The sequence below is a fragment of the Myxococcales bacterium genome (genome assembly GCA_016706225.1).
Lineage (GTDB): Bacteria > Myxococcota_A > Polyangia > Polyangiales > Polyangiaceae > JADJKB01.
On sequence record JADJKB010000013.1, the window covers coordinates 52,862 to 79,691 of the forward strand.

At 67.8% G+C, this 26,830-nt stretch carries 15 protein-coding genes and 1 pseudogene; 9 read left to right on the forward strand and 7 right to left on the reverse strand.

The window, feature by feature from the left end; genetic code table 11:
• Window positions 1–59 precede the first annotated feature (59 nt).
• Together IPI67_21330 and IPI67_21335 are read left to right on the forward strand one after the other, a co-directional pair.
• On the forward strand, window positions 60–287 hold the full coding sequence (locus tag IPI67_21330) for a hypothetical protein (GenBank protein ID MBK7582725.1): 228 nt from the start codon (window positions 60–62) through the stop codon (window positions 285–287).
• A 58-nt stretch (window positions 288–345) separates the two neighbouring features.
• Entirely contained in the window at window positions 346–837 is a 492-nt protein-coding gene (locus IPI67_21335; protein ID MBK7582726.1) for a hypothetical protein, read from the forward strand.
• A gap of 3 nt (window positions 838–840) precedes the next feature.
• Here the strand turns inward: IPI67_21335 and IPI67_21340 are convergent, their stop codons facing one another.
• The 3 genes and pseudogenes from IPI67_21340 to IPI67_21350 all read right to left on the reverse strand — a co-directional run bounded on the left by IPI67_21340 (window position 841) and on the right by IPI67_21350 (window position 4,312).
• Window positions 841–2,187: an AI-2E family transporter gene (locus IPI67_21340; GenBank protein ID MBK7582727.1), complete on the reverse strand. Its 1,347-nt coding sequence runs from the start codon at window positions 2,185–2,187 to the stop codon at window positions 841–843.
• Window positions 2,188–2,263: 76 nt separating this feature from the next.
• Entirely contained in the window at window positions 2,264–3,394 is a 1,131-nt protein-coding gene (locus IPI67_21345; protein MBK7582728.1) for a hypothetical protein, read from the reverse strand.
• 70 nt (window positions 3,395–3,464) lie between these two features.
• Window positions 3,465–4,312 (reverse strand): annotated as a pseudogene (locus IPI67_21350) (fibro-slime domain-containing protein).
• Window positions 4,313–4,436: 124 nt separating this feature from the next.
• Between IPI67_21350 and rnhA the strand changes: the two are divergent.
• Window positions 4,437–4,892: a ribonuclease HI gene (rnhA, locus tag IPI67_21355; GenBank protein ID MBK7582729.1), complete on the forward strand. Its 456-nt coding sequence runs from the start codon at window positions 4,437–4,439 to the stop codon at window positions 4,890–4,892.
• 69 nt (window positions 4,893–4,961) lie between these two features.
• Entirely contained in the window at window positions 4,962–7,961 is a 3,000-nt protein-coding gene (locus tag IPI67_21360) for a penicillin acylase family protein (GenBank protein ID MBK7582730.1), read from the forward strand.
• Window positions 7,962–8,069: 108 nt separating this feature from the next.
• On the opposite strand, the gene IPI67_21365 is transcribed toward IPI67_21360, so the two are convergent.
• The gene (locus IPI67_21365) at window positions 8,070–8,540 is read right to left on the reverse strand and encodes a PH domain-containing protein (GenBank protein MBK7582731.1); all 471 of its coding nucleotides are present in this window, start codon (window positions 8,538–8,540) and stop codon (window positions 8,070–8,072) included.
• Between the two features lie 19 nt (window positions 8,541–8,559).
• The gene (locus tag IPI67_21370; protein ID MBK7582732.1) at window positions 8,560–9,339 is read right to left on the reverse strand and encodes a tetratricopeptide repeat protein; all 780 of its coding nucleotides are present in this window, start codon (window positions 9,337–9,339) and stop codon (window positions 8,560–8,562) included.
• 38 nt (window positions 9,340–9,377) lie between these two features.
• Here IPI67_21370 and IPI67_21375 point away from each other — a divergent pair, with 38 nt between their 5' ends.
• From IPI67_21375 to upp, 4 genes are all read left to right on the forward strand, one after another.
• A complete protein-coding gene (locus IPI67_21375) occupies window positions 9,378–11,012 on the forward strand; it encodes a serine/threonine protein kinase (protein ID MBK7582733.1) in 1,635 nt (544 codons plus the stop codon).
• Between the two features lie 78 nt (window positions 11,013–11,090).
• A complete protein-coding gene (locus tag IPI67_21380) occupies window positions 11,091–13,166 on the forward strand; it encodes a YgiQ family radical SAM protein (protein MBK7582734.1) in 2,076 nt (691 codons plus the stop codon).
• On the forward strand, window positions 13,123–13,950 hold the full coding sequence (locus IPI67_21385) for a diguanylate cyclase (GenBank protein MBK7582735.1): 828 nt from the start codon (window positions 13,123–13,125) through the stop codon (window positions 13,948–13,950). The genes IPI67_21380 and IPI67_21385 overlap by 44 nt, the downstream gene beginning before the upstream one ends.
• A 61-nt stretch (window positions 13,951–14,011) precedes the next feature.
• Window positions 14,012–14,647 (forward strand): uracil phosphoribosyltransferase, encoded by a 636-nt coding sequence (upp, locus tag IPI67_21390; GenBank protein MBK7582736.1) that lies wholly within the window; start codon window positions 14,012–14,014, stop codon window positions 14,645–14,647.
• Between the two features lie 37 nt (window positions 14,648–14,684).
• On the opposite strand, the gene IPI67_21395 is transcribed toward upp, so the two are convergent.
• Both IPI67_21395 and pap read right to left on the reverse strand, forming a co-directional pair.
• Entirely contained in the window at window positions 14,685–15,170 is a 486-nt protein-coding gene (locus IPI67_21395) for a hypothetical protein (protein ID MBK7582737.1), read from the reverse strand.
• Between the two features lie 48 nt (window positions 15,171–15,218).
• Window positions 15,219–16,688 carry a polyphosphate:AMP phosphotransferase gene (gene pap / locus IPI67_21400; GenBank protein ID MBK7582738.1) on the reverse strand — a complete coding sequence of 490 codons (1,470 nt, stop codon included), beginning with the start codon at window positions 16,686–16,688 and terminating at the stop codon, window positions 15,219–15,221.
• Between the two features lie 187 nt (window positions 16,689–16,875).
• Here pap and IPI67_21405 point away from each other — a divergent pair, with 187 nt between their 5' ends.
• The gene (locus IPI67_21405; GenBank protein MBK7582739.1) at window positions 16,876–26,817 is read left to right on the forward strand and encodes a tetratricopeptide repeat protein; all 9,942 of its coding nucleotides are present in this window, start codon (window positions 16,876–16,878) and stop codon (window positions 26,815–26,817) included.
• Window positions 26,818–26,830: the final 13 nt, after the last annotated feature.

Here is a 26,830-nt window from a genome sequence, read left to right on the forward strand (position 1 = left end):
GGGGCGCCCCCAGGTGGACCCTTGCGGAACAGCCCGCATGTGCTTACCTGATGGGCTTCATGTCCGGCTCCGACTTCATCTTTGGCTTGTTGATCCTCGCCCTCGTTGCGGGGCAAGTGTGGCTGACCGTGCGCGTCTGGCGCAGCAAATCCTACGAGCGCAGCCAGAAGATGCTGCAGTCCAAGCTGATCTGGCTGGTGCCGGTGATCGGCGCGGTGCTGGTCTTCTCGTTGATGCCCGACGAAGACGACGCCCTGCGCCGCCCAAAGAACGAGCTCCGCGGCTGACTCGCGCCCCCCGAAGCGTGGCCGCCGGCGCGCTCCCCGGGGTATGCTTCGCCCGCACATGACGACGCCCCTGCGCTACGTGCTGTGGTTCTGCTCAGTTTGTGCCCTCGGTGCGTGCGGCGGAGCCGCCGCGCCAAAAGCCCCCGGCTCGACTGGCCAGAGTGTCGAGCAGCTGGCGGACGAGCTCGAGCAAGCGGAGCTGGCACTGGGCCGCGAGCTCGGCGGTCTCCCGGCGGCGCAGGCAGGCCCAGCCGACGCCGCGGCGGGCAAGCCTCCCACCCCGGACGCTGAAGAAAAAAAGCCGGAAGACCCCGCGGCGCCAGCGCCACTGCCCGCGCAGCCCGCTCCAACGCCCACCACGGAGGCTGCACCGTCAGCACCCCGTTCGCCGTGTGAGACGGCCTGCAAGGCGCTGGCGTCGATGCGGCGGTCCCAGGAACGGATCTGCGAGATCGCCGGGGATGAACACGAGCGCTGCGGGTGGGCGAAAAAACGCGTCTCGGACGCGAGTGAACGCGTCGAGCACGCCGGCTGCTCCTGCGCCAGCTGAGGGTCAGCTCACGCTATCGGGGTCTTCGCCGTCCGCTGCGTCCGGTTCGGTCTCAGAGGGAGCGGAGCTGTCAGCGCCGTCGGCATCCCGCGCGTCGTCGGCGTCCGGCTCGGCGTCGGGTCCCGGCGCTTCATGTTCTGCGACTGCGCTCGTTTGGTCGGTGAGCGTCGCACCGCCGTCGTCCGCCGGCGGGTCCCTCCCGGACACCCGGTCCGCGTGGGCTCCGATAGCGACGGCCGGGGCCCCCGGCGCCAACCCCTCTGCGGTTGCCGGGGCGAGGAACAGCCCACTCTCTTGGTATGCCTCGATGGCCCTCGACACGAAGATCTTGAGGACCGCCGCCGCCGGAACGGCCAGAAGCACCCCGAGTACTCCGAACACTTCCCCGCCCACGAATAGGGCCAAGAGCACCCAGACCTCGCGCAGGCCGACGCTCTCGCCGACGATGCGTGGGGTGATCACAAAACCTTCGAGGGTCTGCACGACCGCGTAGGCAACGACGACGCCGGCGATCTGACCCGCTCCGCCGCCGCCGAGCAGGGACATCAAGATGCCGGCGACGAGCGCAAAAGCTCCGCCGACGTACGGTACGAAGTTCAAAATCCCGGCGGCGATGCCGATGGGAATGGCCAAACGCACCCCGAGAGCCAAATACGAACCGCCGTACAAGGCCGCGAGGATCACCATGACGGTCAGCTGTCCGCGCATGAACTGGCTGAGCGTGGAATCCACTTCGGTCGCGTACGAAGCCACGGTGTCGCGGTAGCGCAGCGGAACCAGGCGATGGATCCCTTCGACCATGTGGTCGAAGTCCGCGAGCAGATACACGGCGAGAATCGGCACGATCAGCGCTCCAACCGCAGCGCCGATCGCGGACACGGTTCCACCGATCAGCGCCTTGAGCGCGTTGCCCACCGGCGCGAGCTGGCCCGGGGAGAGGGAATCTGCCCGGCTCTTCAGCTGATCGATCCACTCGTCGGCGGTGTGTGGGATCGCGATGCCTTGTTGTTTCAGGATTGGTTCGAGCCTGCTCAGCGCGTTCTTGGCGTGGCCCGGTAGCTCCCGCGCGACGCTGGCAACGTCCTTCGCCACCTCCGGGATCACCAGCAGCAGGAACGCGGTGATGGCGGATGTGAACGACAGGAGCACGATCGCAATGCCGAGCCCCCGAGGCACGCCCCAGCGCTCGAGTCGGGCCACGACCGGCTGAAAGATGTAGGCAATGGTGAACGCCAGGAAGATCGGCGTGAGCACCTCGCGCAGCGCATACAGCCCGAATCCCACCGCCGCGATGGCGGCGATGAAGTAGAAACTTCGGCTGAGGATTATCTCGCGTTTTTGCGGCTGCAAACCAACCCCACGACGCGCTGAGCCTAGCCCGAATCACCCCGCGGCCAACAGGGGCTGCGCAAAAGATTGCCTGTGCTCACTGGCAAACGCCGGCTTTGCAGCTCTGACCGTTGCCGCACGCGATGTTGCAGCCGCCACAGTGCTTCGAGTTGGTCTGCAGATCCGCACAGCCAGCGCCGGGGCAGCAGCTCTCTCCGGAGGCACAGGCGCTGCCACCGTTGCACGTGCACACGGTGGTGCCCGTCTGTTTCCCGCAGGCTTCGCCCGGCGCGCAGTTGTTGCCGTCGCAAATGCAGACGCCGGTCGGTTTGTTGCAACTCGAGTTCGACAGCCCACCGGTGGTCAAACACTGGGAGTCCTCGCTGCAGCCACAGGCGCCCGCCTTGCACACGAAGCCACCCTGGGCGCCCAGCGAGCCGCAGTTGTTACCGCACGTCCCGCAGTTGCCCTTGGAGGTGTCCGTGTTTGTCTCGCAGCCGTTGTCCGGCCCGGCCGCTGGATGGGTGCAATCGGCAAATCCGGCATCGCACTTGTGACGGCAGGTGGAGGTCAGGCAGGCAGACGAGGTGGAGTTCTGTGTGCTGCACTGCCGATTGCACGCGCCGCAGTGGGCGGTGGTATCGAGGGACTGCTCGCAGCCGTTGTTGGGGTTGCTGTCGCAGCTTCCGTAGCTGGCGTTACAGGTCTGCAAAGTGCACTTGTCGCTCGAGCACTGCGCGGTTGCGTTGGCGATCTGGCAGGGGTCACAGGCGGTTGGTCCGCAGCCAAACTTCGGGTCGTTGGTGCCGACGCAGTTCCCGTTGCAAGTCTTCTCGTTGGGCTTACAGGCAGGGCCGCCGCCCACGCCACCGGTTCCACCGGTGGGTAGGCCGCCGCTTCCGCCGCTGGGTAGGCCGCCGCTTCCGCCGCTGGGTGAGCCACCGCTTCCGCCGCTGGGTGCGCCACCCGTTGGCGTGCCGGCAGCCCCGCCGCTCCCTCCGCTGGTCACGCCACCGGAGCCCCCGGAGGTGGAGGCGCCCGTACCCCCCGCTGGTGTGCCCCCGACGTTGCCGCTCCCGCCGCCTCCCGTCACGGCGCCCCCGGTCCCACTGGCGGCGCCTTGGCCGCCGCTCGCCGGGAACGAGAAATCTTCGTAGTCGTTGGTACAGGCCCCGACAAAGAGCGCGACGAGGCCCGAGACTCCCAGCAAACGAGCAGCGGTTCGCATCACCCTGAAGAGTAACACGGGCGCGCGGCAAGCAGGCAAAACCCGCGACGGCGGCCGGCTTTTGTGGGCGTTATTGGACGATCGGCCCGCAGTCGACGAACGAGGCGATGGTGGTGTCGATGCGGAAATTCGACTCGCTGGTGTGGCGTTCGGCGAAGAAGAAGTCGAGCTGGTAGGTCTGCCCCGGCGTGATGCCGAGGGCGCCGGCCTGTGCGTCCAGATCGATGTTGCCCGTCATCGCACCGTGGACCCCGCCCAGATCGATGCCGAGCTTCTTGTTGATGTACACCCAGAGGTCATCGTCACCGGTGAAGGTGAACACTTCGCCGCCGGTGTAGACGAACTTCGTATGCAGCTCGAAGGTGAAGTGGAAGTTGTGCGGATTGCCTTCGTTACCCCAGAGCTCGTTGTCGATGGGGAAGAAGGCGGAGTTGGCGTAGGTGTAGACGTTGCCGCCGACCTTGGTTAGCGTGACCGGCAGGAGCTTCTTCTGGTTCACGCCCGCAACGTCGTTGAACCACTGATTGAAGTTCGCCTGGCCCGTGGTCGTGTCGTTGCCGGCCTGACCGGCGTAGGCGGGTTTTCCGTCGCTGCCCAGATCGGGCAGCACGATCCCTGGGTCCGAGTTGATCTTGTATTCGAAGTCCGGGTGGTCGACCTTGAAGTCGCGGATGGTGCCCGTGAGCTTGCTGCCGCAATAGTCGTTGCCGCCCCCGCCGCCGGCAGCGCTGCCGCCGCCGCTCGCGTTCGCCGCGCCGCCGCCGACGTTGAGGCCGCCCGAGCCGCCGACCCCGCTGGTTCCACCCAGATTCAGCTTGCCCCCGTGCCGTTGGACGCGACGTCCCCGCCGTCGTCGCCGCCACAAGCGGAAACCATGAAGAGCGCCAGGGCGCTCATCGACAAGCTCAGAGATCGCATGAGCACCTCACACCTTGCAGGATATCAGCCTTCATCGCCGCCGGCCACGACGCGAGAGCGGGATCGAGCCTGCCTGGATGATTCTCGCCAGAGCAGACGGGTGCTAGAAGCTCGGCACATCGAAATGACCAAGGCGGCAGCGGACGACGGCAGCGTCGAGATCTACACGGACGGCGCGTGCTCGGGAAATCCGGGGCCCGGGGGCTGGGGCGCACTCCTGCAGTTTCGCGGCTCGGAACGCGAGCTGCACGGAGGCGAACCGGGGACCACCAACAATCGCATGGAGCTGATGGCCGCCATCATGGCGCTCGAGTCCCTCACGCGACCCGTGAAGGTGAGGCTGCATACGGACAGCAAGTACGTCCGGGACGGCATCACCGAGTGGCTGCCGCGCTGGAAGGCGCGGGGCTGGAAGACCGCCGACAAGAAGCCCGTCAAGAACGTGGACCTCTGGCAGCGGCTCGAGGCAGCCATCGGCGACCACCAGGTCGAGTGGCGCTGGGTAAAGGGGCATTCCGGCCATCCGGAGAACGAGCGGGCCGACGCCCTCGCTCGGCTGGGTGTCGAAGAGCAGCGCTGACGCACGCGGTTCGGGGGAGAATGAGGCAGGAGCTTGTCTCCCCAGCGGGTCTGGGGAAGAACGTGGCGCATGTCGCGCCTTCGCCAGCATCTTGCCTGGGGTCTCGTGTGTGTGTCTCCGCTCGCTGCCATGGGCGGTTGCGGCAACGATGACGAGGACCTCGCCGGCACTGGCGGCACGGGCGGCACCGGCGGCACCGGCGGCACCAGTGGCACCGGCGGAAGTGCGGGCGTGGATGCCGGCCTCGACAAGGGTGTGTTCGGTGAGCGGGTCCCCGTCACCGAGATGCGCGCCATCACGGGTCTGACCGGATCGGTCAACGCCGTCCGCGACAAGTACGGCTGGATGCACATCTACGCGCGCAACCTCGAGGACGCGATGCGGGTCGAAGGTTTCTTGATGGCGCGTGATCGAGGCTACCAACTCGAGATCGCCCGGCGCCTGGCCACGGGGCGGTTAGCGGAGCTCTTCGCCGAGGCGGATCCGGGGCAGGTCGAGGACGACATCACGATGCGCACCATCGGCCTGCACCGGGCAGCCAAGGCCATCTACGATGGACTGGATCCGACCAGCGACGACAAGAAGGCCATCGACGCCTTCGCTGACGGCGTGACGCAGTGGAACGCCGGATTCCGAAGCGGCAAGCTGAAGCCGCCGCAGGTGCTCGAAGGCATGCCGGCGAGCGCGTTCACCGATTGGTCACCGGTGGACAGCTTGGCGATGGCGCGGCTGCAAACCTGGTCTCTCTCTTACGACGCAGACGACGACATCAGCCGCAGCGAGAAGGTCGAGAAGATCCGGGGTGTGTTCAACTCCACGGCGAGCGACGCGGCGGCCAAGGCCAGGGCCGGGATCCTGGTCGACGTCTTCCGCTTCGATCCCGTCGAGCCCGCCAACCCGCTCAAGGGTTTCAAGGACGTCCCGCTGCCTGCGGATCTCGGCTGGGGCTCCGGCGCCGCCAAGCTCCGCAGCGGCAAGCCGAACCGCAATTCGCCCAAGCAATCGCCGAAGGTCGCCACTCCGGCTCTCCCTGTCGCCCTGACCGCCGCCGCGGCGCCCTTCGTGCGCTCGGTGGGCCGCATCCGAGATTTCTTCGGCGGCGACGAGTTCTTCGGTTCGAACAACTGGGCCGTCATGGGCAGCAAGACCGCGACCGGTAACGCCATGGTGGCGAGTGATCCCCATCTGGGTCTGAGCTCGCCGATGGTGTTCTGGCCGACGCACCTCTACATCGGCAGCGAGACGGAGCCCGAGGTGGAGATCTCCGGCGCCGCGTTCCCCGGCATCCCGGGCGTCGTGCTCGGCGCAAACCGCAACCTGGCCTGGGGCTCGACCGTGGCTGCCTACGACGTCACGGACGTGTGGAAAGAGAAGGTCGCGGCGGACGGCAGCGGTGTGATGTTCAAGGGCCAGAAGGTCGCGTTCGAGAAGGTCAAAGAGACGATCAAGATCGCAGGTCGCCCGGACTACACCTGGGACGTGCTGATCGTCCCGCATCACGGGCCGGTCGTGCCCGAGATTGACACGGATCAGAAGGTCAAGCCGGCACCCGCGGACGGCAACGTGCTCAGTGTGCGCTGGACGGGACACCAGCCGACCGGCGAGTACAAAGCCGTGATGGCGCTGGCCCGCGCCAAGAACGTCGACGAGGCGCGGATCGCGCTCCAGCCCTTCGGCACCGGCGCGCAAAACTGGATGTTCGGCGACGCGAGCGGCGACATCTTAATGTTCGCACAAGCCAACATCCCGTACCGCGACGAGAAGGCCTACACCTGGGATCCCGCCAGCTTCAGCGGCACGATGCCGTGTTTCGTGCTGGACGGCGAGCAGGGTGAGAGCGAGTGGACCGGGCAATTCCTCGAAGAAAAGTACGTGCCGAAGGTCAAAGATCCGAGCGAGGGTTGGGTCGCGACCGCCAACGCCGATCAGGTCGGGACTACCAACGACAACGACCCGACGAATGACCTGTTGCCGAACGGCAAGCGCTTCTATCTCGGCTGTGATTTCGAGGAGGGCCTGCGCCAGAACCGGATCCACGAGCGGCTCGGTGCCAAGGTGGGGTCGATGACCCTCGACGAGATGTCGAGCATCCAAGGCGACCATCGCTCGGCGCTGGGCTCACGGCTCGCCAAGTACTTGGTCGCGGCGCTCGAGAAGGCCGAGGCGGAGAAGGCCACCCCCGGAGCGAATCCGGGGCTCGCCGCGGTGGTCGCTGACCCGCGTTATGCGACGGCGAACGTGGCAGACGTGATCGACACCCTGAAGAAGTGGGAGAGCGAGGCTCAGTTCGAAGCGGCCTCGGGCATCAACGCCGAAGACAACACGTTGAACGTCGATGCCAAACAGGCCCTGGCGAGCAAGGGCGCGTTGCTCTTCAACGCCTGGATGGTGCGGGCGATCGCGCGAACCTTGGAGGACGAGATGGTCGCGGCGGACGTCGGTTCGCTCGGCACGCCCAAGATGGTCAAAGGTTTCATCCGCCTCCTGACTCAAGACCCGACCAAGCTCGCCACCTACGACGCGGTCTCGGGTCAGAGTGCGCTGTGGGACGACATGAGCACGACGAGTGTCGTCGAGACGCGGGACGACCGACTCGCCACCGCGATGCTCGACGCCCTCGACGACCTGGTGAAGCTGCTCGGCAGCGACCGCACGGCTTGGCGCTGGGGTGCCCTGCACCGGGTCAAGTTCAAGGGCCTGAACCCGGTCTGGTTCGTCGACCTACCGGGGTTCGACGACCCGGTCTTCAAGCAGGGTTTCCCGCGCCCGGGCGATCAGTGGAACATTGACGCCTGTAACTACGGCGTCTCTCGCAGCCTCGCGACTCCGCTCGATTTCAACTACGGGTCCGGGCCGGTTCAACGCTTCGTTGCCGAGCTGACCAAGACCGGACCGAAGCTCCGAAACGGCATGCCCGGAGGCACGGTGCTCGCCAAGGACAGCCCGTTCTTCCGCAACGAGGCCGAGCTCTGGCGCAAGAACCAGACCCACGACGTGCCGTTCGAGATCGACGACGTGCAAGCGGCGGCGGTCGCCCCCGGCGGCGAGCACGTGCTCTTCACCCCGTGAGCCCGGAGGGGCGGGTCGCGCAAGCGCGCGGGGCGCTTGCGGTGATGCGCCGTTGGGCGTTCCAGGCCGCGTCACGGCCAGGCCCGGCGCACGCTGCAAGCCATGCCGTCAGCTGATGGGTACGCCCGGCTCGCCGTAGTCCACCACACGCACGCCGCGTCGCTGTTTGGCGGCCTCGGTCGCGGTTCGGATCTTCTCGTACAGGAGCACGACGTCCGTCTTGAGCCCGGCCAGCCGAACCATCGGACTCGTGCTGTCGATGGCCTCCAGGAGCAAATTGCCAGTGCCCATGATGCGCTGGCCGAAGGGTCGCTCGACCACGTAGTCAGTGATGCGATAGAGGTCGACCTGCTCCATCGTTTTCGAGAACAGCCCGAGCTCGATCACGATGCGCTGGTTGGTGATCTTGTAGCGTTTACCGCGCGCTCTCAGCCACAGCACGGGGAGCGCCAGACCCAGCGTCAGAATGGCGACCAGGAGCAGCCCGACGCTCGGCACGACCGCGGGCGAACCCTCGAAGAGCACGTCCTCGGTCTGCGGATCCGGCGGCGGGGTAGGGGTCAGCGCGGTGTTGGGCATGCGAATCGGCTGCTCGGGATCACAGCCGGCCGCCGATGCGGAAGCCGCCTGGCGTCACTGTGAAATGCAGAGGCGCCGCCGCGGCGGGTTCGGACTTCTTCCTCGACAAGAGCGCCCACGTGACTCCGCCGGCCGCCACCACGGTCCCGGCGATCAAGAGCACGTTGGCTGTCGTTGCCATGCTCTTGGCGCTGTCGTAGTCCTCTTGCGCCGCTCGTGACTCGGGATTGTCCTGCGCGTCGTCCCGCTTGCTCTTGGCTTGCAGCCCCACGAACAAGCCAGCGCCAACCGCCGCGACACCCACGCCTGCGACGACCCATGGCAGGACGCCGGGGCCACGGCTCGGTGGTGGCCGGTCGGGTTCCGGCGCGACGGGTTTGGCGGGCACGACGGGCTCGGGTTGTTTGTCGGGCAGCGGTTTGTTCTGTTGCGCGAGCTGAGCCTTCAACGTCTCCATGCGCCGCTCGAGCGCGCCACGGTCCTTCGCTTTGGGAGCCTTCTCGAGGTACTTGGTATAGGCGTCGATGGCCTTCTGGTTCTCACCCAAACCCTCGTAGGCTCGGCCCAGGTTGTAGAGCAGCACCGCCTCGTCGTGGAGGGAGTAGGCCCGCTCGAGGAGCTGGGCGGCCTCGTCGAACTTCCCCTGGCGGTACAGGTCAGCGCTCTTCTCGAACAGCTCCAACGCCTCGGTTTTTGGGTCTTTCTTGGCGTTCGGCTGCGCTTCGGCGGAAACTGTCGGAAAGCCAACCAGAGACAGAGCCAGGAGGACTGGCAGAACCCTTGTGACGATGCGAGTCATTTTGCTAGGCTTATACGCTTGAAAGCATAGCTGGGGGAATGGGCGCCGCGGAATCGACAACGACAGAGACCATCGGCCGGTATGAGGTCGTCGGCCGCCTCGCAGTAGGCGGCATGGCGGAGATCTTGCTCGGAAGGCTGCGGGGGCCAAGCGGTTTCGAACGGGCGGTGGTCATCAAGCGGATTTTGCCCCACCTGGCCGAGCAGCCGGCGTTCGTCGACATGTTCCTGGACGAGGCCCGCCTGGCGGCCCGGATCCAGCACCGGAACGTGGTCCAGGTCCACGAGCTTGGGCAGGACGGGGTGAACCTGTTCCTGACCATGGAGTACCTGGAGGGGGAGAACACCGCGGGCATCGTGCGCCGCAGCCTGGTCAAGGAGGAAGAGCTGGGGGTGGCGGTTTGCGCGTACATCGTGGCAGAGGCGTGCGCCGGCCTGCACGCCGCCCACGAGCTCACCGACGCCGAGGGGCGCCCGCTCGGCCTCGTGCACCGTGACGTCTCCCCGCAGAATATCTTCGTCACCTACGGCGGAGGGGTCCGGGTGCTCGACTTCGGCATTGCCAAGGCCGCCGACCGCAGCGCGCACACCGAGGTCGGACAGCTCAAGGGCAAGTTCGAATACATGTCGCCGGAGCAGTGCCGCGGCAAGGCCATCGATCGGCGCTGTGACGTGTTCGCGCTCGGCATCGTGCTCTACGAGCTCTTGACGCGCCGGCGCCTCTTCAAGCGCGACAACAAACTCGCCGTGCTCGAGGCCGTGTGTCGCGAAATGCCCCTGGCCCCCAGCAAGGTCATCGAGGGTTGCCCGGAGTCACTGGACCGCGTGGTGATGAAGGCGCTGTCCAAACATGCCGACGATCGTTACCCCACCGCGGCTGAGCTGCGTCGCGACCTGATGGCCGTGGTCCGGGAGCTGATGGGGACCAACGACCCGGAAGAGGAGCTGGTCGCGGTAATGCGCCGCTTGTTCGGCGATCGCATCGCAGAAAAGAACGAGATGCTGCGCTGCGTCCGGGCCGGCGACGCGGTCGGCGTGGTGCCCAACGCCGAGGCGGACTCGGCGGTGGAAATCCCCGAGCTCGAGGGCATGGAGCCGTCGAGCGAGCTTTCGGGCATGAACTCGATCCCGCGAGCCCGGCTCGAGAGCGGCTTCACCCTCGGTGGCGTGCACGCGGGGTCCGGCGTCGACGCGCTGGCCGCCGAGGCGGCCAGGCTGAAGCGCAAGAAGCTCACGACTCTGGTCGCGGGTGGTGGTGCGGGGCTCATGCTGTTGATCCTCTTGCTGGTGTGGCTGAGCGCGCCCGAACCCAACGGGGTGTTCCTGACCCAGGGCACCTTCGCGCTCAGGGTCCCGCGCTCGGCGATGCCGCGGCGCGGCCCGCCGCTGCCGCCCGCGGTCACGGAGGTGGTGATCAAGGTGATCAGCGAGCCCGACGGAGCCGCGGTGCTCGTTGCCGGGGAGGACCGAGGCAAGACTCCCATCGAGTTCAAGCTCGCTCGTGGAACCGACCCAGTGGAAATTACTCTCAGACGCGACGGTTATCTCGACGCGGTCGAGAAGGTGATGCCGGACGAGAATCAGCGCTTCCGGGTGTCGCTGACCAAGGCCAAGGTCAAGACGGGTGGCGGACCCGTGCCCAAGACGGGCGGCGGCTTTCATCGCTTCGACTGAGTGAGCAGTGCCGGCGGCGGCCACCGGTACGAAGTGGCACGGGTCGACGGGTGAGGCCTCCGGTGCCATACGGGGCGCATGGGCTTGGTTGAGCTGAGGCGCGGTCGGCAGGCGCCGTCGTCGGCGGACCTGCGGAGCTTCTTGCCGACGAGGCGCGCCGAGATGGACGCGCGGGGTTGGGCCGAGCTCGACATCCTGATCGTCACGGGTGACGCCTACGTCGATCACCCCGCGTTTGGCCCCATTCTCATCGCGCGCTTCCTCGAGGGGCGTGGATACCGCGTCGGGATCGCGGCCCAGCCCCGCTGGGACGAGCCGTCCGACCTTCTGGTCATGGGGCGCCCGCGCCTGTTCGTCGGTGTCAGCGCCGGGAACCTCGACAGCATGCTCAACAAACTCACGGCGCAGAAGAAGGTGCGCTCGGACGACCAGTATTCCCCCGGCGGTCGCCCGAACCAGCGCCCCAATCGAGCCAGCATCGTCTACGCGAACCTGTGCCGCCAAGCGTTCCCGGGTCTGCCCGTGGTCCTCGGCGGCATCGAGGCCTCGCTCCGCCGCATCGCGCACTACGACTACTGGTCCGACTCGGTTCGGCGCTCGCTGCTCCTGGACGCAAAGGCCGATCTCTTGGTCTTTGGCATGGGCGAGCGGGCCGCGTGGGAGATCGCCAAGCGCCTGGACGCCGGGGAGAAGATCTCCGAGCTCAGCGACGTGCGCGGCACCGCCCGGGTCCTGAACAGTCCAGCACAATGGCGGCCGTTGGCCGACGCTCCGAGCCGTTTCACCACCGATGGCAAGGCCGTGATCTTGCCCGCGTACGAAGAGGTCCTGGAAGACAAGCGCGCGTTCGCGAAGATGACGGCGGCGTTTCAGAAGGAGACCAACGCTCACAACGCACGCCCGCTGCTGCAGGTCCACGGCAAACAGGCCGTGTACATGAACCCGCCGGCGCTGCCGCTCGAGGAGGGGGAAATGGATGGGCTCTACGCCCTGCCGTTCCTGCGGAAGCCGCATTTTTCCTACGGCGAAGCGCGCATTCCGGCCTTCGAGACCGTCAAACACTCCATCGTCACCATGCGCGGGTGTTTCGGCGGCTGCAGCTTCTGCAGCATCACGGAGCACGAAGGCCGCATCATTCAGAGCCGCTCCGAACAGAGTGTGCTCCACGAGGTGCGCCAGCTCTCGCGCATGTCTGGCTTCTCCGGCGTGGTGACCGACGTGGGGGGACCCACCGCCAACATGTACAAACTCGCCTGCCGCGAGCCGAAGATCGAGGCGGCCTGTCGCCGCCTGTCCTGCGTGCACCCGGGTGTGTGCGAGAACCTGCAGACGGACCACAAACCGCTGGTGCGGTTGCTGCGCAAGGTGCGCGCCGAGAAGGGCATCAAGCGGGTCTTCATCGCGTCCGGTGTGCGCTACGACCTGGCGGAGAAGAGCCCCGAGTTCATCCGGGAGCTGGCGGCGCACCACACCGGTGGGCAGCTGTCGGTGGCGCCCGAACACGTCGACCCGGACGTGCTCGACAAGATGCGGAAACCTGGCGTCGAGTCCTACGAGCGTTTTGCCCAGGCCTTCTGCGCGGCGAGCGAGGCCGCGGGCAAGGAGCAATACCTGGTGCCGTACTACATCACCGGGCACCCCGGCTCGACCCTCACCGACACCATCGCGCTCGCGCGCTACCTGAAACGGAACGACATGCGCCCGCGCCAGGTGCAAGACTTCATCCCGACGCCGATGGCCGTCGCCACGGCCATGTTCCACACCGGGCTCGATCCCTTCACCGGGAAGGCCGTGCCCGTGGCACGCGACCTCCGGGAGAAACGCCGGATGAAGGCGCTGATCTTGTGGTGGGACCCCGAACACTGGCCGCTGGCCCGCGAGGCCCTGCAGAAGGCCGGCAGAACCGACCTGATTGGCACCACGCCGAACTCGCTGATTCCGCCGGCGCACGCCGCTCTGAGCGCGGCCTCCGGGGGGGGCCCTTCGGGCTCGCGCGGTGGGGGGTGGTATAAGCCAGGGGGTGGCGAGCGACGACCGCGGTCAGCGTCCTCAGGGCGTGCCCGCAACGCTGAAGGCGGACGCGGGGGTCGCGAGCGAGGTGATGCGCCGCGTGAAGGCGCCCCATCGCCCCGTCCTGGTCGTCGTCTCCGGTAACGAAAAGGACGTCGGTCGCCGGGTCCTCGTCGAGCGCACGCTGCTGCTCGGGCGTGACCCCGACGCGGGGCTGCCGCTCTCCGACGGGTTGGTGTCGTGGCATCACGCGAGCATCGACGACCGCGGCGACGGCTGGGCGCTGGTCGATCTAGGGAGCACCAACGGCGTCGCACTGAACGGTGAGAAGGTCACCGATGCGGTCTTGTCTCCGAACGACACGGTGCTGCTCGGCTCGACGGTGGTGCGGTTCGAGAAGGAGGACGGGGTCGCGCAGGCCTACAATCAGGTGGTCGAGCGCCTGCTGAACATCGACGACCTCTCGGGCCTGTTCGTGCGACGGAAATTCGACGCGGAGCTCGAGACGCTGCTGGAGGTTGCGCGCAAACAGCAACGAAGTGTGGCCCTCTTGGTGATGGATCTCGATGGTGTGAAGAAGATCAACGACACCCACGGGCACCTGTTCGGCGCCTACGTGATCGGGGCGAGCGGCAAGCTGATCGGTGAGGTGGTCGGGCGGCGGGGCATTGGCTCACGCTTCGGCGGGGACGAGTTCCTGGCCGCGTTGCCCGGGCTCGACCGAGCGGCAGCCCTGGCGGTGGCCGAGGAGATCCGCGCCAAGCTGAACGAACATCCGTTCGAGAAGGACGGGATCGCGCTTCGGCCCGGGATCTCCATCGGGGTCGCGCTCTTTCCGGAGGACGCCGACGAAAAATCTCTGTTCCAGCGGGCCGACGAGGCGCTGTATCGGGCCAAAGTTGGTGGTAAGAACCGCGTGTGTTCCTGAGCCCGCCCGTTCGCCGGTACGGGTTCGGAAATCACAAGCGCCCCCACGCCGGAGATCCGTCATGCCTGCCGACAACGTCTTTGTGATCGACCACCCGCTGATCCAGCACAAGCTGACCTTGATGCGGCAAAAGGACACGAGCACGAGCGATTTTCGCGCGCTCCTGTCCGAGCTCAGCATGCTGATGGCCTACGAGGTCACGCGCGACATGCAGATCGTGATGCACGAGATCGAGACCCCGCTGGCGAAGATGCAGGCGCCGCTACTCGAGGGGAAGAAGATCGTGTTCATCAGTGTGCTGCGGGCCGGGACCGGCATGCTCGACGGCATGCTGCGCATCGTGCCGAGCGCCCGCGTCGGGCACATTGGCCTCTACCGCGATCCAAAGACGCTGAAGCCGGTGGAGTACTTCTTCAAGGTGCCGAGCGAGATGGAGGACCGCGACGCCATCGTCATGGATCCGATGCTCGCCACCGGCAACAGCGCGGTCGCGGCGGTGGCGCGAGTGAAGGCGACCTCACCGAAGAGTGTGAAATACGTGTGTTTGCTGGCGGCGCCCGAGGGCATCCGGACGTTGCAAGCCGAACACCCCGACGTGCCGATTTACACCCCCGCCATCGACGAGCGCTTGAACGACCACGGCTACATCTTGCCGGGTCTCGGAGACGCCGGCGATCGCATCTACGGCACCAAGTAGCCCCGACAGGTTTTCGACCGAAAGGGCGAGAGCCGAGTCACAGGCACTCCTTCTTCGGCCAGCGTCGCCCCTGCGCATCGACCGAGTAGGGGGGATCACACGGGCCCACCTGCAGACACTCCGGCTTGATGCTGCGTTTCCCCTTGGTGTCGACGGTGTACGGCGGGTCACAGGGGTCGTCGATCGGCCTCGAGGGCGGGGCGGCGGGGATCACCGAGACCCGTCCGTCGCGAGCGATCTCGACCCGAGCGCCGTTGAGGGTGAGCACGTAGCTCCCGTCGGTCTGGGCGGTCGCGCCGACCCGCTCGAACACGCCGAGCCGCTGCTCGAGTGAGTGGACCTTCTGCTCCAGCAGCGCGACCCGGGCGCTGACGGCGACGGGCTGCTCGGCCGGGAACCGCACTGCAGGCGGTGTCACCGGTCGGACGGGTGCCGGAGTCTGCGAGCTGGCCTCGCCGTCGGAGAGCAGCAAGACCGCACCCAGCGCGAGCGCGACCGACCACACCATCGAAACACGCAACATGACTCGGAGCTTACTCCGAGTCGTTGAGCCGCACAGGTAGGGGACGCATCAGAGCGCGGCTTCGAGCCGGGCGCAGGCCTCGCGCAGGGTCTTGATCCGCGAATACCGCTTGTCTTCCGCCTCGATCAGGGTCCACGGAGCAAACTCGGTGCTGGTGCGCTCGATCATATCGTTGGCCGCGCCCTCGTAGGCGTTGGTCTTGGCTCGGTTCCGGTAGTCCTCGGGGCCGATCTTGTACTGCTTGTACGACTCCCGTTCCCGCTCCTGGAATCTGCGCAGCTGTTCATCGCGGCTGATGTGCAGCCAGAACTTCATCACGATGAGTCCGCTCTCGACCAGGTGCTCCTCGAAGTCGTTGATCTCTTTGTAGGCCCGCATCCAGGTGCGTTCGCTGGCGAACCCCTCGATGCGCTCGACCAGCACGCGTCCATACCAGCTGCGATCGTAGATGGTGAATTTCCCGAGTCGTGGCAGGTGGCGCCAGAACCTCCACAGGTAGTGGTGCGCGCGCTCCTCGTCGGTGGGAGCCGCGATGGGGATCACGCGGTAGGCGCGGGCATCGAGCGCGCTCGTGATGCGCCGGATCGCGCCGCCCTTGCCCGCGGCGTCCCAGCCCTCGAACACCATCAACACCCCGCGCTGCCGCTTGGCCACCTGTCGCGCCAGGCGATTCATGCGCCCCTGCAGCAACTCGAGCTCGTGCCCGTAGGCCTTGGCGTCGATGGTCTGCGTCAGATCGAGCGAGTCGAGGATCGTGTGAGGGTCGGGCAGATCGACGGAAGCGGCCGTTTTTTGCGACACAGGCGGGGCGTTTTCGAGGCGGTAGCGGATGCGCTCGAGCACGTGTTCGGCCACGGTGACGTCGCGGTACCGTGCGTCCTCACTCTCGATCACCGTCCACGGTGCGTCGCCAGTGCTGGTCTCGCGGATCACGCGCTCGCAGGTGCGACGAATGTCGGCGTAGGCGGCGTGACGCTCCCAGTCTCGTCGTGTCACACGCCAGGCGGTGTCCCGGTTCTTCTCCAGCTTGGTGAGCCGCTTCTTCTGCACCTTCTTGCTGATGTGCAGCCAGAGCTTGATGATGAGCGCACCGTCATCGGTGAGGTTCTTCTCGAACGCGACCGCACGCCGCAGCGCAGCGCCGAGGTGATCGTCGCTCGAGTCGCCCGAGACGTGGCTCTCGACGGCGGGCGCGTACCAGGCGCCGAGGAACACCCCGACGAATCCCTTGGGCGGCAGCGCCATCCAGTAGCGCCAGTACTCCGGGCGTTCGCGCTCGTCCTGGGTCGGCTCGTCCGTCGCGTAGCTCGAGAGCCCGCGCGCATCCATCCACTCGAACAAGCGGTTCTGCACCTCCCCCTTGCCGGCGCCGTCGACGCCGCCGATCACGATGAGCACGGGGAAGTCGGCGGTCGCCAGCTCCCGCTGGATCGACAAGAGTGCGGTCCGGAGGCTCCGTGCCCGCTCGGAGAAGTCGGACTTCGTGAGGGTGCGTCCCAGCTCGGCGGTCTCGAACATGCTTCGAGTCTTAGCCCCTCGGCCGGGGTCGCCGGGTCGCTAAATGGTCCCCGATTAGCGCAATTTCTGCTGCGGCCGAGGACGCCCGTCGGAAGACAGGGCGCAAATGCTCAGCCCGCACGGCCCGGCTCCGCAAACCCCGCGAGTCTGTTAGCGTTGCTGGCCCGGGGATCGGTCGAAGGGACGCATGTCGAACACGAAGACGGGTAGGGCACCAGCCGGCAAAATCCTGCGCATCGAGGAGCTCGACGAGATCCTCGACAGCAACCCCGACAACTTGCAGTCGGTGCTCGACACCCTGGTCAACGCTGCCGCCAAGGGGCAGCAGTACCCGGCGTTGTTCGAGAAGCTGCACTCGGTCGCCACGACCCAAGACAAACTCGCGGATTTGGCGTTCGCGTACGAGAACCTGTCTCAGGACCGCCGGGCCAAGCTGCTGGCGCCGGAGCACCAGGCCGCCATCTTCCTGCACGCCGCGAGTTTTTTTGCGGATGTCTTCGGTGATCCGGACGGCGCGGTCAGCTACGCCGAACGGGTGCTGTCGCTTCAGCCGGGCAACCCCGCCGCGGTGAGTCGCCTCGAGAAGATCTTCGGTGATAACGACGATAGCGCGCGGCTCTCGAAGCTTTATCTGGAGCTCGCCACGCACGAGCGTGACCCCGGGGCGCAGATGCGCCGTCTGCGCCAGGCCGTCGAGGTGGCCGCGGACGTGCCGGCGCTCGGCGACGTGGTGATCGACGCACTTCAGCGCTTGAACAAGCTCGACCCCGGTGACGCCTGGGTGCGCGAGTCGCTCGAGCAGCGGTTCGTTGCGGCGGGCAAACCTCGCGAAGCGGTCAAGCTGCTGGAGGCGGCGCTGAATCGCGAACCGCCGCCGTCGGGGGTCGAGGCCTTGCAGCTCCGAACACGGCTGCTGGGGCTTTACACCCGAGATGTCGCTGAGCCGCACCGCGCGGTGCCCCACATCGAGGCGCTCCTGGCGGATGCCCCTGATCATGCGGACGCACGCCGCGCGGCCGAGGCCTTGATCGACAACCGTGCGGTCGCCGCCCGGGTGGCCGCCGCGCTCTCGGACGCGTACTTCAAGCTCGGCCTGGCCGAACAGGCCGCAGCGATGCTCAACCTCGAGCTGAAGACCGTCCGCGGTCCGCGACGCCTGGAGGTTCAGCGCCGGCTCGCGTTCATCAAACAAGACGCGGGCGATCCCGCGGGTGCGCTCGAGTTGCTCGGGCCCGTCGTGAGCGCCGAGCCCGGCGAGGACGAAGCACGGCGGCGCTTCGTCGAGCTCAGCTTGAGTCTCAACCAACCGACCGAGGCGGCCAAGCTGCTCAATCGTGCGCTGGGGAGCTGCAAGGACCCAGCGGTGCGAGCCCGGGTTGGCGCCGAGATCGGCGAGGTCTACCTGCGTTCGGGTGAGGTCAAGCGGGCCGAGGCCGCCTTCAAACAGGTCATCGAGGATGGCAGTGATCCCGGGGCTACGCTCGTTGCCGCGGGCCAGCTGGCGCAGCTCGACGAAAAGACCGGCGACCTGAAGGCACTCGCGACCCACCTGGAGATGGTCGTGCGCCTCGAACAGGACGCCGAGAAACGCAACGCTTCGGCGCGGAAACTGGCGAAGCTCGCCGAAGGGGAGCTCAACGATCCCGCCAAGGCCATCTCCGCCTACCGCGCGCTGATCGACTCACCGTGGGCCGACGACGCGCTGAAGAAGCTTTTCGGCTTGTTCGAAGAGGTGGGCGATTTCGAGGGGCTGATTGACGTTACCGAGCGCCGGGCGGCGCGGGCGAAGGAGCCCGGCGAGGGGCGACACCTGACCTACCGAGCCGCGGAGCTCCGCACCACCAAGGGCCGGGACAAACTCGAGGCGCTCGCGGCGTGGCGCGCGTACCTGGCCCGCTTCGGCGCCGCGCGCGACGCGCACGCACAGATGATCCCGCTGCTCGAGCAAGAGAAGCAGTGGAAAGAGCTGGCTTGGGTGCTCGAGCGCGATATCGAACAGGCCCCGCTCGAGGAGTGGGTCGGGCTGCTGAATCGCCTTGCTCAGCTCAGGATCTCACGGCTGGACGACGTGAGCGGCGGGCTCGAGGCCTACAAGAAGGCGCTCGAGACCGACTCGACGGACAAGGTGAGCCGCGCCGCAGTCGAGAAGCTGCTGTCGAGCGGCGACGCGCGTCTGCGCGCAGCCGACATCTTGGAGGGTGTGTATCGGGAGGAGGAGCCCGGACCGGGCCTGTTGCGTGTGCTCGAGACGCGCGCGGAGCTCGAGCCGGAGCCCGCGAGGCGCCTGGCCGCCCTCGAGGAGGCGCTGCGGATCGCCGAGCAGAACCTCAAGGATCCGGCGCGTGCGCTCGAGCTCTCGGGCCGCGGTTTGCAGCTCGTCGTCGACAGCCAGCGAGATCAGATCCCGAGCTGGCTCGAGCGCGTGCGCCTGCACGGGATCGAGGCGGGGCGTCCGGCGGAGCGTGCACAGGTCCTGTTCGATGCGCTCGGTGACCACCCGGTCGATGGCCCCGAGCGGCTGGCGCTGGCCATCCAAGCCGCGGAAGCCGCCGTGGCCAATGGAGACGGTGCCAAGGCCATCGCGGCGTACCGAAGCGCGCTGGAGTTCGAGCCGTCGAACGTCGAGCTGCTGACCCGCATCGACGAGCTGCTCGCCGAGCAGGGCAGCCCCGAGGAACGCCTCACGCTGTACCGGGACGCACTCGCGCGCTCACCCGAGGGGGAGCGCCGCCGCCAGCTGTTGCACTCGATGGCGCGCTTGCTGGGGGCCGAGCTCGGACGGCCCGAGGAGTCCGTCGCGGTGTGGCGCGGCGTGCTCGAGGAGGACCCCAAGGACGCCGTCGCGCATCAGGCGCTGGTCGAGAGTTATGGGCGAGCGCGGGAGTGGAAGCTGCTCTACGCCGAGCTCACCCGTGCCCTCGCGCTGCACGAGGGGGAGCGCCGCAACACGACCTTGCTCAAGATGGCGGAGGTTGCGACGGAGAACGGCGACATCCAGCGGGCGCTGGATCACTACCGCGAGCTCCTGACGACCGCCGAGCTCTCCGACACGGTGCTCGAGAACATCGAGCTGCTTGCGCACTCCAACAACGACGCGGAGATGATGCGCAGCGTGCTCGAGCGGCGCATCGCCGTGGCCGGCGCGCCGGAAGACCGTGCGGGGTTGCTCGAGAAGCTGGGTCTGGTGCAGGCCAAACAGCTGGCCGACGCCGGGGCCGCGGCGGCGTCGTGGTTAGCCGGTGCTCGGGCTGCGGACGCCGCCGGTGACGATGAGCGTGCCCGCAGAATGTACGAGCGAGTGCTCGGCGTGAGCCCCGACGACGCCGAGGCCGCCCGGCGTTTGATCGAGCTGTACGCGGCGAACGGCGCCTGGGACAAAGTGCCCGAGGCGTTCGAGGTCCTGCATCGCTCCGGCACGGACGAGCGCGACGTCGTTGCGCTACTCTTGTCGCTCGAACCGGCCGCTGCAGGCGCGGGAGCGCTGGAAGTGTTCGTGGTCCTGACCGACGGAGTGCTTGCGCGGGAGGGCCTCGATGCCGCCCGCACGCGCCAGGTGCTCCTGGCGCGCGCCCGTGTGCTTGGCGGCGCGGTTCAGCATCGCGACGAGGTCGCGGCCATCTATCGCCGGGTGCTCGAGAGCGGCACCGACGACATTCAGCCCGCGGCCGACGCATTCAACGTATTTTTGGCGACGGGTGAGCTAACCCCCGCGCGCATTGCGGACCGGCGTTGGCTGTTCGAGTGGCGTGCAGGGCGTGCTGCCGATCCCACGACGGTGTTGATCGCGTGGGCGCTCGCTGAAGAGACCACGCTCGGCAACCCGGCCGCCGCCATCGAACTCTACAAACGCGTGCTCGATCGCGATGCCGAGCGCCTCGACGCGCTGGCCCAGCTGGCGCGACTGCAATCAGTGCACGGCGACCCCGAGGGCGCGCTGATCACGCTGCAGAACCTCCGCGATCGCACCGAGGGTGAACAGCGCACCACCGCAGAGCTTGGCATGGTGTCGCTGTGGATCGAGCGGCTGGCACGTCCGAAGGACGCGCTCGCGACCCTCGAGCACCTGTTGGACGTCGCGCCGCAAGACCCAGAGGTGATGCGGCTGGTCCGCGCGGCGCTCTCGTTCGACGACGCCCGGGCCGAGGCTGCCGTGCTGCTCGAACGCGTCGCCGAAGGAGCAGAGACCCGGGAGGCCCGGGCGGAGATGTTGCAGTCGCTGCTGCAGGTGTCGCGTGGCGTCGAGGCGCTGCAGGAAGCGCGGGTTCGCTGGTTCCGAAAGCTGCTCGAGTCCGTCGAAGACGACGACGAGTCGACGCTCGAAGTCGCGCTGAATGGCGCCCAAGAGGACCCGGCGCAGTTCGACCTGTGGGAGGCCGCCGAGAAGGTCGCGCGGCGACTCAATCGTCCCGACCCGGTGGCCGAAGCCTACGGTCGCGTGTTGGACGGCGAGCTGAGCTCCGAGATCGCAGAGGAGCTCGGGCGACGCTTCATCGAGTTCAACGAAGAGTGGTTCGACGATCCCGAGCGGGTGGTCGCGCTCTTGACCCGAGTGCTGGCGTTGTGCCCAGCGGCGGACTGGGCCTTCGATCGACTGAAGCTCGCATTCAACAGCACGGCGCGCTGGCCAGCGCTCTTCGAGCTGTATGACCGCGCCCTCGAGCGTGAATCGAACCAGGAGCGCCAGGCGGATCTCTTGCGCGAAGCCTCGATGGCGGCGAAGGATTTCGCCAACGACGCAAACCGCGCCATCGACTACCTCGAACGCCTGGACCAGCTCTCGCCTGGGGATGCCCGGATCGAGGCGTCCCTGGAGCGACTCTACGAACGCGAGGAGCGGACGGAGCCGCTCATCAAGTTGCTCTCGCGCCGGCTCGCTGACGCGAGCAACGGCGGTCGCTCGGAGCTCTTGGTGCGAGTCGCCCAGCTGTGGCTCGACGTCGGTGATCCGGTCGAATGTTACGGATTGCTCGACAAACTACTGCAGTCGGACCCCCAGCGTGCCGAGCTGCCCGAGCTGCTCGAACGACTGGTTGCGCTGCCGTCGTCCCGGGAGTCTCTCGCGCCCAACGAAGAGTCCAAGAAGAAGAAGAAGAAGGCCAAGAGTGTGCGGCACGCGGCGGCCGAGCTCTTGCGCAAGCGTTATGAGGCGGCCGACCAAGTCGGCGACGTGGCACGCATGCTCGAGATCGAGCTGGAGCTGGCCGACACCGCCGCCGATCGAGTCGCGCGTCTGCAGGAGATCATCGAGCTGCGCGTGGAGCGCATGGGAGACTTCAGCGGCGCGTTCGAGGGTGTGGCCCAGCTGGCGGCCATCGAACCCGAGGTGGCGGAGCACCGGCAGCGACTGGCCGAGCTGGCGTCGAAGCTCGGAGACCACCAGCGGCGAGCGGAGCTCTTGGCGGGGATCGCGGATGGCGCGGCTGAACCTTCGGTCCGACTCGACCTGCTGCTGGAGGCCGCGGAGGCACGCCGCACGGAGCTTGGGGACGCCGCCGGAGCGATCGAGCTCTTTCAGCGCGTGCTGTCGGAGGCGAAAGAGGACAAAGAGCGCGCTCTCTTGGCGGCGCGCGAGCTGGACCCGCTGCTCGACGCGGCAGCGCGCGGCGCCGAGCGCGCGGACGTGCTGGAACAGTTGGCCGAGCTCGAGACCGCTCCCGAGCGCCGCAAGGCCGCGCTCGGAGCCACCGCCCGCGTGGCTGGCAAGGTGCTTCGAGATTGGCAGCGCGCGGTGCGGGCGTGGCGCGCTCGACTGGCCGACGACGCCAAAGACATGGAGGCGCTGGACGGGCTCGCCGACGCGGTGGCAGCGTCCGGTAGCTGGTCCGAGCTCATTCTGGTGCTCGAAGCGCGCGCGGCGCTTTCGGCGCCGGACGCTGCGCGCCGCGATCGAACCTTCGTTGCTCGCCTCTGGGGTGATCAGCTGGGTGATACGGACAAAGCCATCGCTGCCTGGCGGGCGCTGCGTGCCGAGCTCGGCGCTGATCCCGAGAGCTACGAGGTCCTGTCGCAGCTCTTGCGCACCGCCGCTCGCTTCGAGGAGCTTAGCGCTCTGGCCGAGGAAGAGGCGGAGCTCGAACAAGACCGCGCGCGCCGGACCGCGCTTCGGGTCGAGCTCGGCTCCATTCATCTCGAGCACACGGGCGAGCTGGAGCAAGCCCTGGCTGCGTTCATCGCAGCGGATGCCTGGGCCCAGGCGTTGTCGGTACTGGAGGCGCCTGCGGAGCGCGAGCGCGCCAAGTTGCTGGCCGAGACCCTGCTTCAGGCCGCGACTACGACCTGGCTCGAAGGCGTCGAATCAAACGCGGGCGCCGAGGCGAGCAAAGCAGCGCGCCTCACCCTCGAAGCACTGAGCCGGCGTCTGACCGACGAAGCCGAACACGCCGCCGTCGTCGAGCTCTACCTGCGCGGCGCCGACCTACCGTTTCCGAAGCTCGAGCGGCGCCAACTGCTGGCTGACGCAGCTTGTCTTTGCTCCGATCAGCTTGGGGACGGCGCTCGCGCGCTCGTGCTGTTCCGGCGGCTGTTCGCCGAAGAGCCCGCGGATCGGGTGGCTCAGGGCGCCGTCACTCGATTTTCACTCTTGCTCGAGGAGCAGAAGCTCGACGAGGAGATCGCTCAGCTGTGGGAGATCCAGGCGCAGGCGCGCGCGGGTCTCGGTGACGTCGGGGCTGCGACCGCGCTCTACGCACGAGCCGCCGACATCGCGGAGAATCGGCTCGCGAGCCCGGAGCGTGCGCTGGAGAATCACAAACAAGCCGCCGAGCTCGGTAGTGAGTCCGCGCTCGAATCACTGGCTCGCATCCACAGCGCCCACGGGCGTCCGAAGGAAGCAGCCAAGGCGCTCGAGCAGCTGTGCGAGCGGTCCAGTCGCGACGGGCTCGCGCCTCGCGCGCTCCAGCTCGCCGAGGCCTACCTGGCCGCAGGGCAGAAGGATCTCGCGCGGGCGCGCCTGGAGCACGCGGCATCGACTGCGCTCGATGCCGGGGCGGTTCGGCAGCGCCTGGCCGAGCTGTACCGGGCGGAGCGCGCGTTCGGGCCCCTCGCCGAGCTCTTGGCTACGGAGGCCGCGCGCGCCCCGGACGCCAAGGCGCGCCTCAAGTTGCTGCAAGAGACCGCCCGCATCCACCTCGACCGACTGAACCAGCCGGAGGCCGCAGTGCCGTTGCTGGAGCAGGCCATCGAGCTCGCCCCGGACGAACCGGCGCTGCGCCTGGGACTGGCGGCGGCGTTCAGCAAGGCGGGCCGTTTCGAGGACGCGCTCGTGGTGCTTCGGTCGCAGCTCGAACAGTATGGCACTCGCAAACCGAAGGACCGGGCGCTGGTGCATTTTCAGCTCGCGCGGGTGTCCCTGGCCGCGGGCCGCCGCGCCGAGGCCATCGCCGAGCTCGATCTCGCCAACAAGATCGATCCCGCCCACCCCGGGATCTTGCAGGCGCTCGCCAAGCTCGCCTTCGAAGAGGGCCAGCTCGACCGGGCAGAGAAACAGTACCGCGCCCTGCTCTTGGTGCTCGGACGTGATGACGAGGATGCGCCGAGCCGCGCCGAAGCGTTGCTCGATCTGGCCGAGATCGCTGGTCGCGGCGACGACGCCGTGCGCGCGGCGGAGCTCGTGGACTCCGCGTTCGAGGCGGCGCTGGAGAATCAGCGCGAGGCCGACTGCCTCGAGGCCGCTCTGCGCGCTCGCGACCGCTATGATCTCTTGGCCCGCGCGCTGGAAACCCGCCTCACGCGCGCAGAGGACCCGGCGGAAGCGGCGCGGGCCCTGGCCGATCTGGCGTTCTTGCACGCGGAGCATCTGGGGGGCTCGCGCGCCGCAGAGGATCGCATTCGCGAGCGGGCCGAGGTCATTCACCGCGGTCTGGACGAGGCCGCCGCCGTCGACGACAACGCCTGGGCTGCTCTGGGTCGCGTCTACGACTGGCTCGGTGACGCCAGCGCAGAGGCCGACGTGCTCGAGCGACGGGTGTCGGCGGCGCTATCGAGCGGAGCTGCGTCCGTCGAGGCGGATGCCTTCTATCGCCTCGCCGAGATCCGTTTGGCGGATCCACCCACGGTGTCTCGGGGACTCGAGGTGCTGGAACGGGCGCTGGAGCTCGCGCCGGATCTCGAACGCGCCGAGCGACTGCTGCGCTCTGCGATCGCCGAGCGCGCGGGGGACGAGGCGCTGGTGCAGTTGTTCGAGCGCATTGCCCGGGCCAAGGCGGACGATGCGACCCTGATCGAAGCTCTGGGGATGGTCGTGCAGTTGCCGGGGGTGCACCCCGAGGCGCTGCGTGAGGGGGTCAACCTCGCGGAGCACCTCGATCGCGCGGATCTCAGCCGGGCGTTGCTCGAGACGGCGCTGAAAGATGGCGGCACCGGGCTGTCGGAGCGGGATGCGGCGTGGGCACTGTGTGAGCTGGCCGCCCTGTGTGACGAGGCGGGTGAGCTGAAACGCGCCCTTCAGCTGCGGGAGCTCGCGTCGAAGCAACTGCCGCCGGACGAGTCTCGCGCGCTCTTGCTCTCGGTCGCGCGGCGGGCGCTGGCTGACGCCGACGACGCGGCCCGCGCCCGGCGCATCTACGAGGCGCTGGCCGAGGACGATCCCGCGGACCGCGAGGTCTGGGAGCCGCTGGCCGCGGTCTACCGCAAGCTCGGGGCAACGGAGGAGCTCGTGCACCTCATCGAGCAGACGGTGCCGTTGGTCGAGCAGCGTGACGACCGCGCCCAGCTGCGGCTGGAGCAGGCCGAGATCCTGCTGGACGAGGGCCGGTCTCTGGACGCAACCACGATCTTGCAGGAGATCTTGGACGAGGATCCGACGCAGCAGCGCGCCGCGGAGCGCCTGCTCGGGATCCTCGAGGCGGAGGGCTCGACCGATCAGGTGGTGGTGCTCCTGTCGACGCAGATCGACACCGCCAAGGACCGTCAGGACATCACCAAGCTCGTTGCGTATTCGACGCGGCTCGGCCGATTGCTCGAGGCCCAGGACCGGACCGATGACGCCTACGACGTCTACGTGGCGGTGCTCGAATGGGACAAACGCAGCGCCGATGTGCTCGGCGCAGTGCTGCGGCTGGCCGAGATGAGAGACGATGCGTACGTCGTTGCCGACGTGCTCGAGGCACTCTTGGCCATCGAGCGCGGAGAGGCCGCAGTCGAGATCGCGCTGCGCCTGCTGACTTTGCGGACGGAACAGGCGGACGAGCCGGCGGCGCAGCGGGCGCTGGAGCTCGGGTTCGTCGCCAGCCCGACCACCGCCGAGCTACGTGATCCGCTGCTCGAGCGCTACGCGGCTGGCGAAGACTGGGCCGGAGCCGCGCGGGTGCTGCGCGAAGCCGTGCGCGTGGTTCCGGACGACCGCGAGCTGCTCGGGCGACTGATCGAGGCCCATCAACGAGCAGGGGAGTCCGAGGCGGCGCTCGAGGTGCTCGGGGAACTGCCCGAAGAACTGGCGGACGCGCCCGACGTCAACCGCGCGCGGGCTGCGCTGCTCTCGGATGTTGGGCGGGACGACGAGGCGGTCGCGGCGCTCGAGCGCGCGTTCTTGGTGGATCCGGATGCGGCCTACGATCTGGTCGCCGCGCTCGATCGGGCCGTGGCCCGCGCCGAGGCGGACTCGGCGCGCACCCTCGGCCTCAGGCTGGCCGAGGTGCTCGTTCAGTCGGGTGACGTCGATGGTGCCCGCTTGCGTCTGGTCGAGCTCGGCAAACAGTTGCCGAAGGACAGCGAGCTCGTCCGACGCCTGGCGGAGCTCGAGGCCGGCGCCGAGCGCTGGGACGCGGCCAGCATGGCGTATCGAAAGCTGATCGCCATCGAGGAAGGGGAGGCTCTGACGGACGCTGCCCTCGCGCTGGCGGATGCGTGTGAGAGGGCGGGTCGTTTCGGGGACGCCCGCGGCGGACTCGAGCGCGCTCGCAAACTAGCGCCGAGCGAACCGCGGCTCAGGGAGCGTCTGCGCGCGCTCTACGAGGCCATTGGTGACAACCGCGAGCTCGCCCAGTTCGTGCTCGACGAGGCCGCGAACGAACAGCAAGTGACCCGCAAGTTCGAGCTGTTGCTGCAGGCCGGGAACTTGCTCTTGATGCCCGACGGAGCCGGCGCGCGCGCTCGAAGTGCTCGAGGTGGCGCGGGGGATCAGCCCCGATAGCGTCGATGGCGCC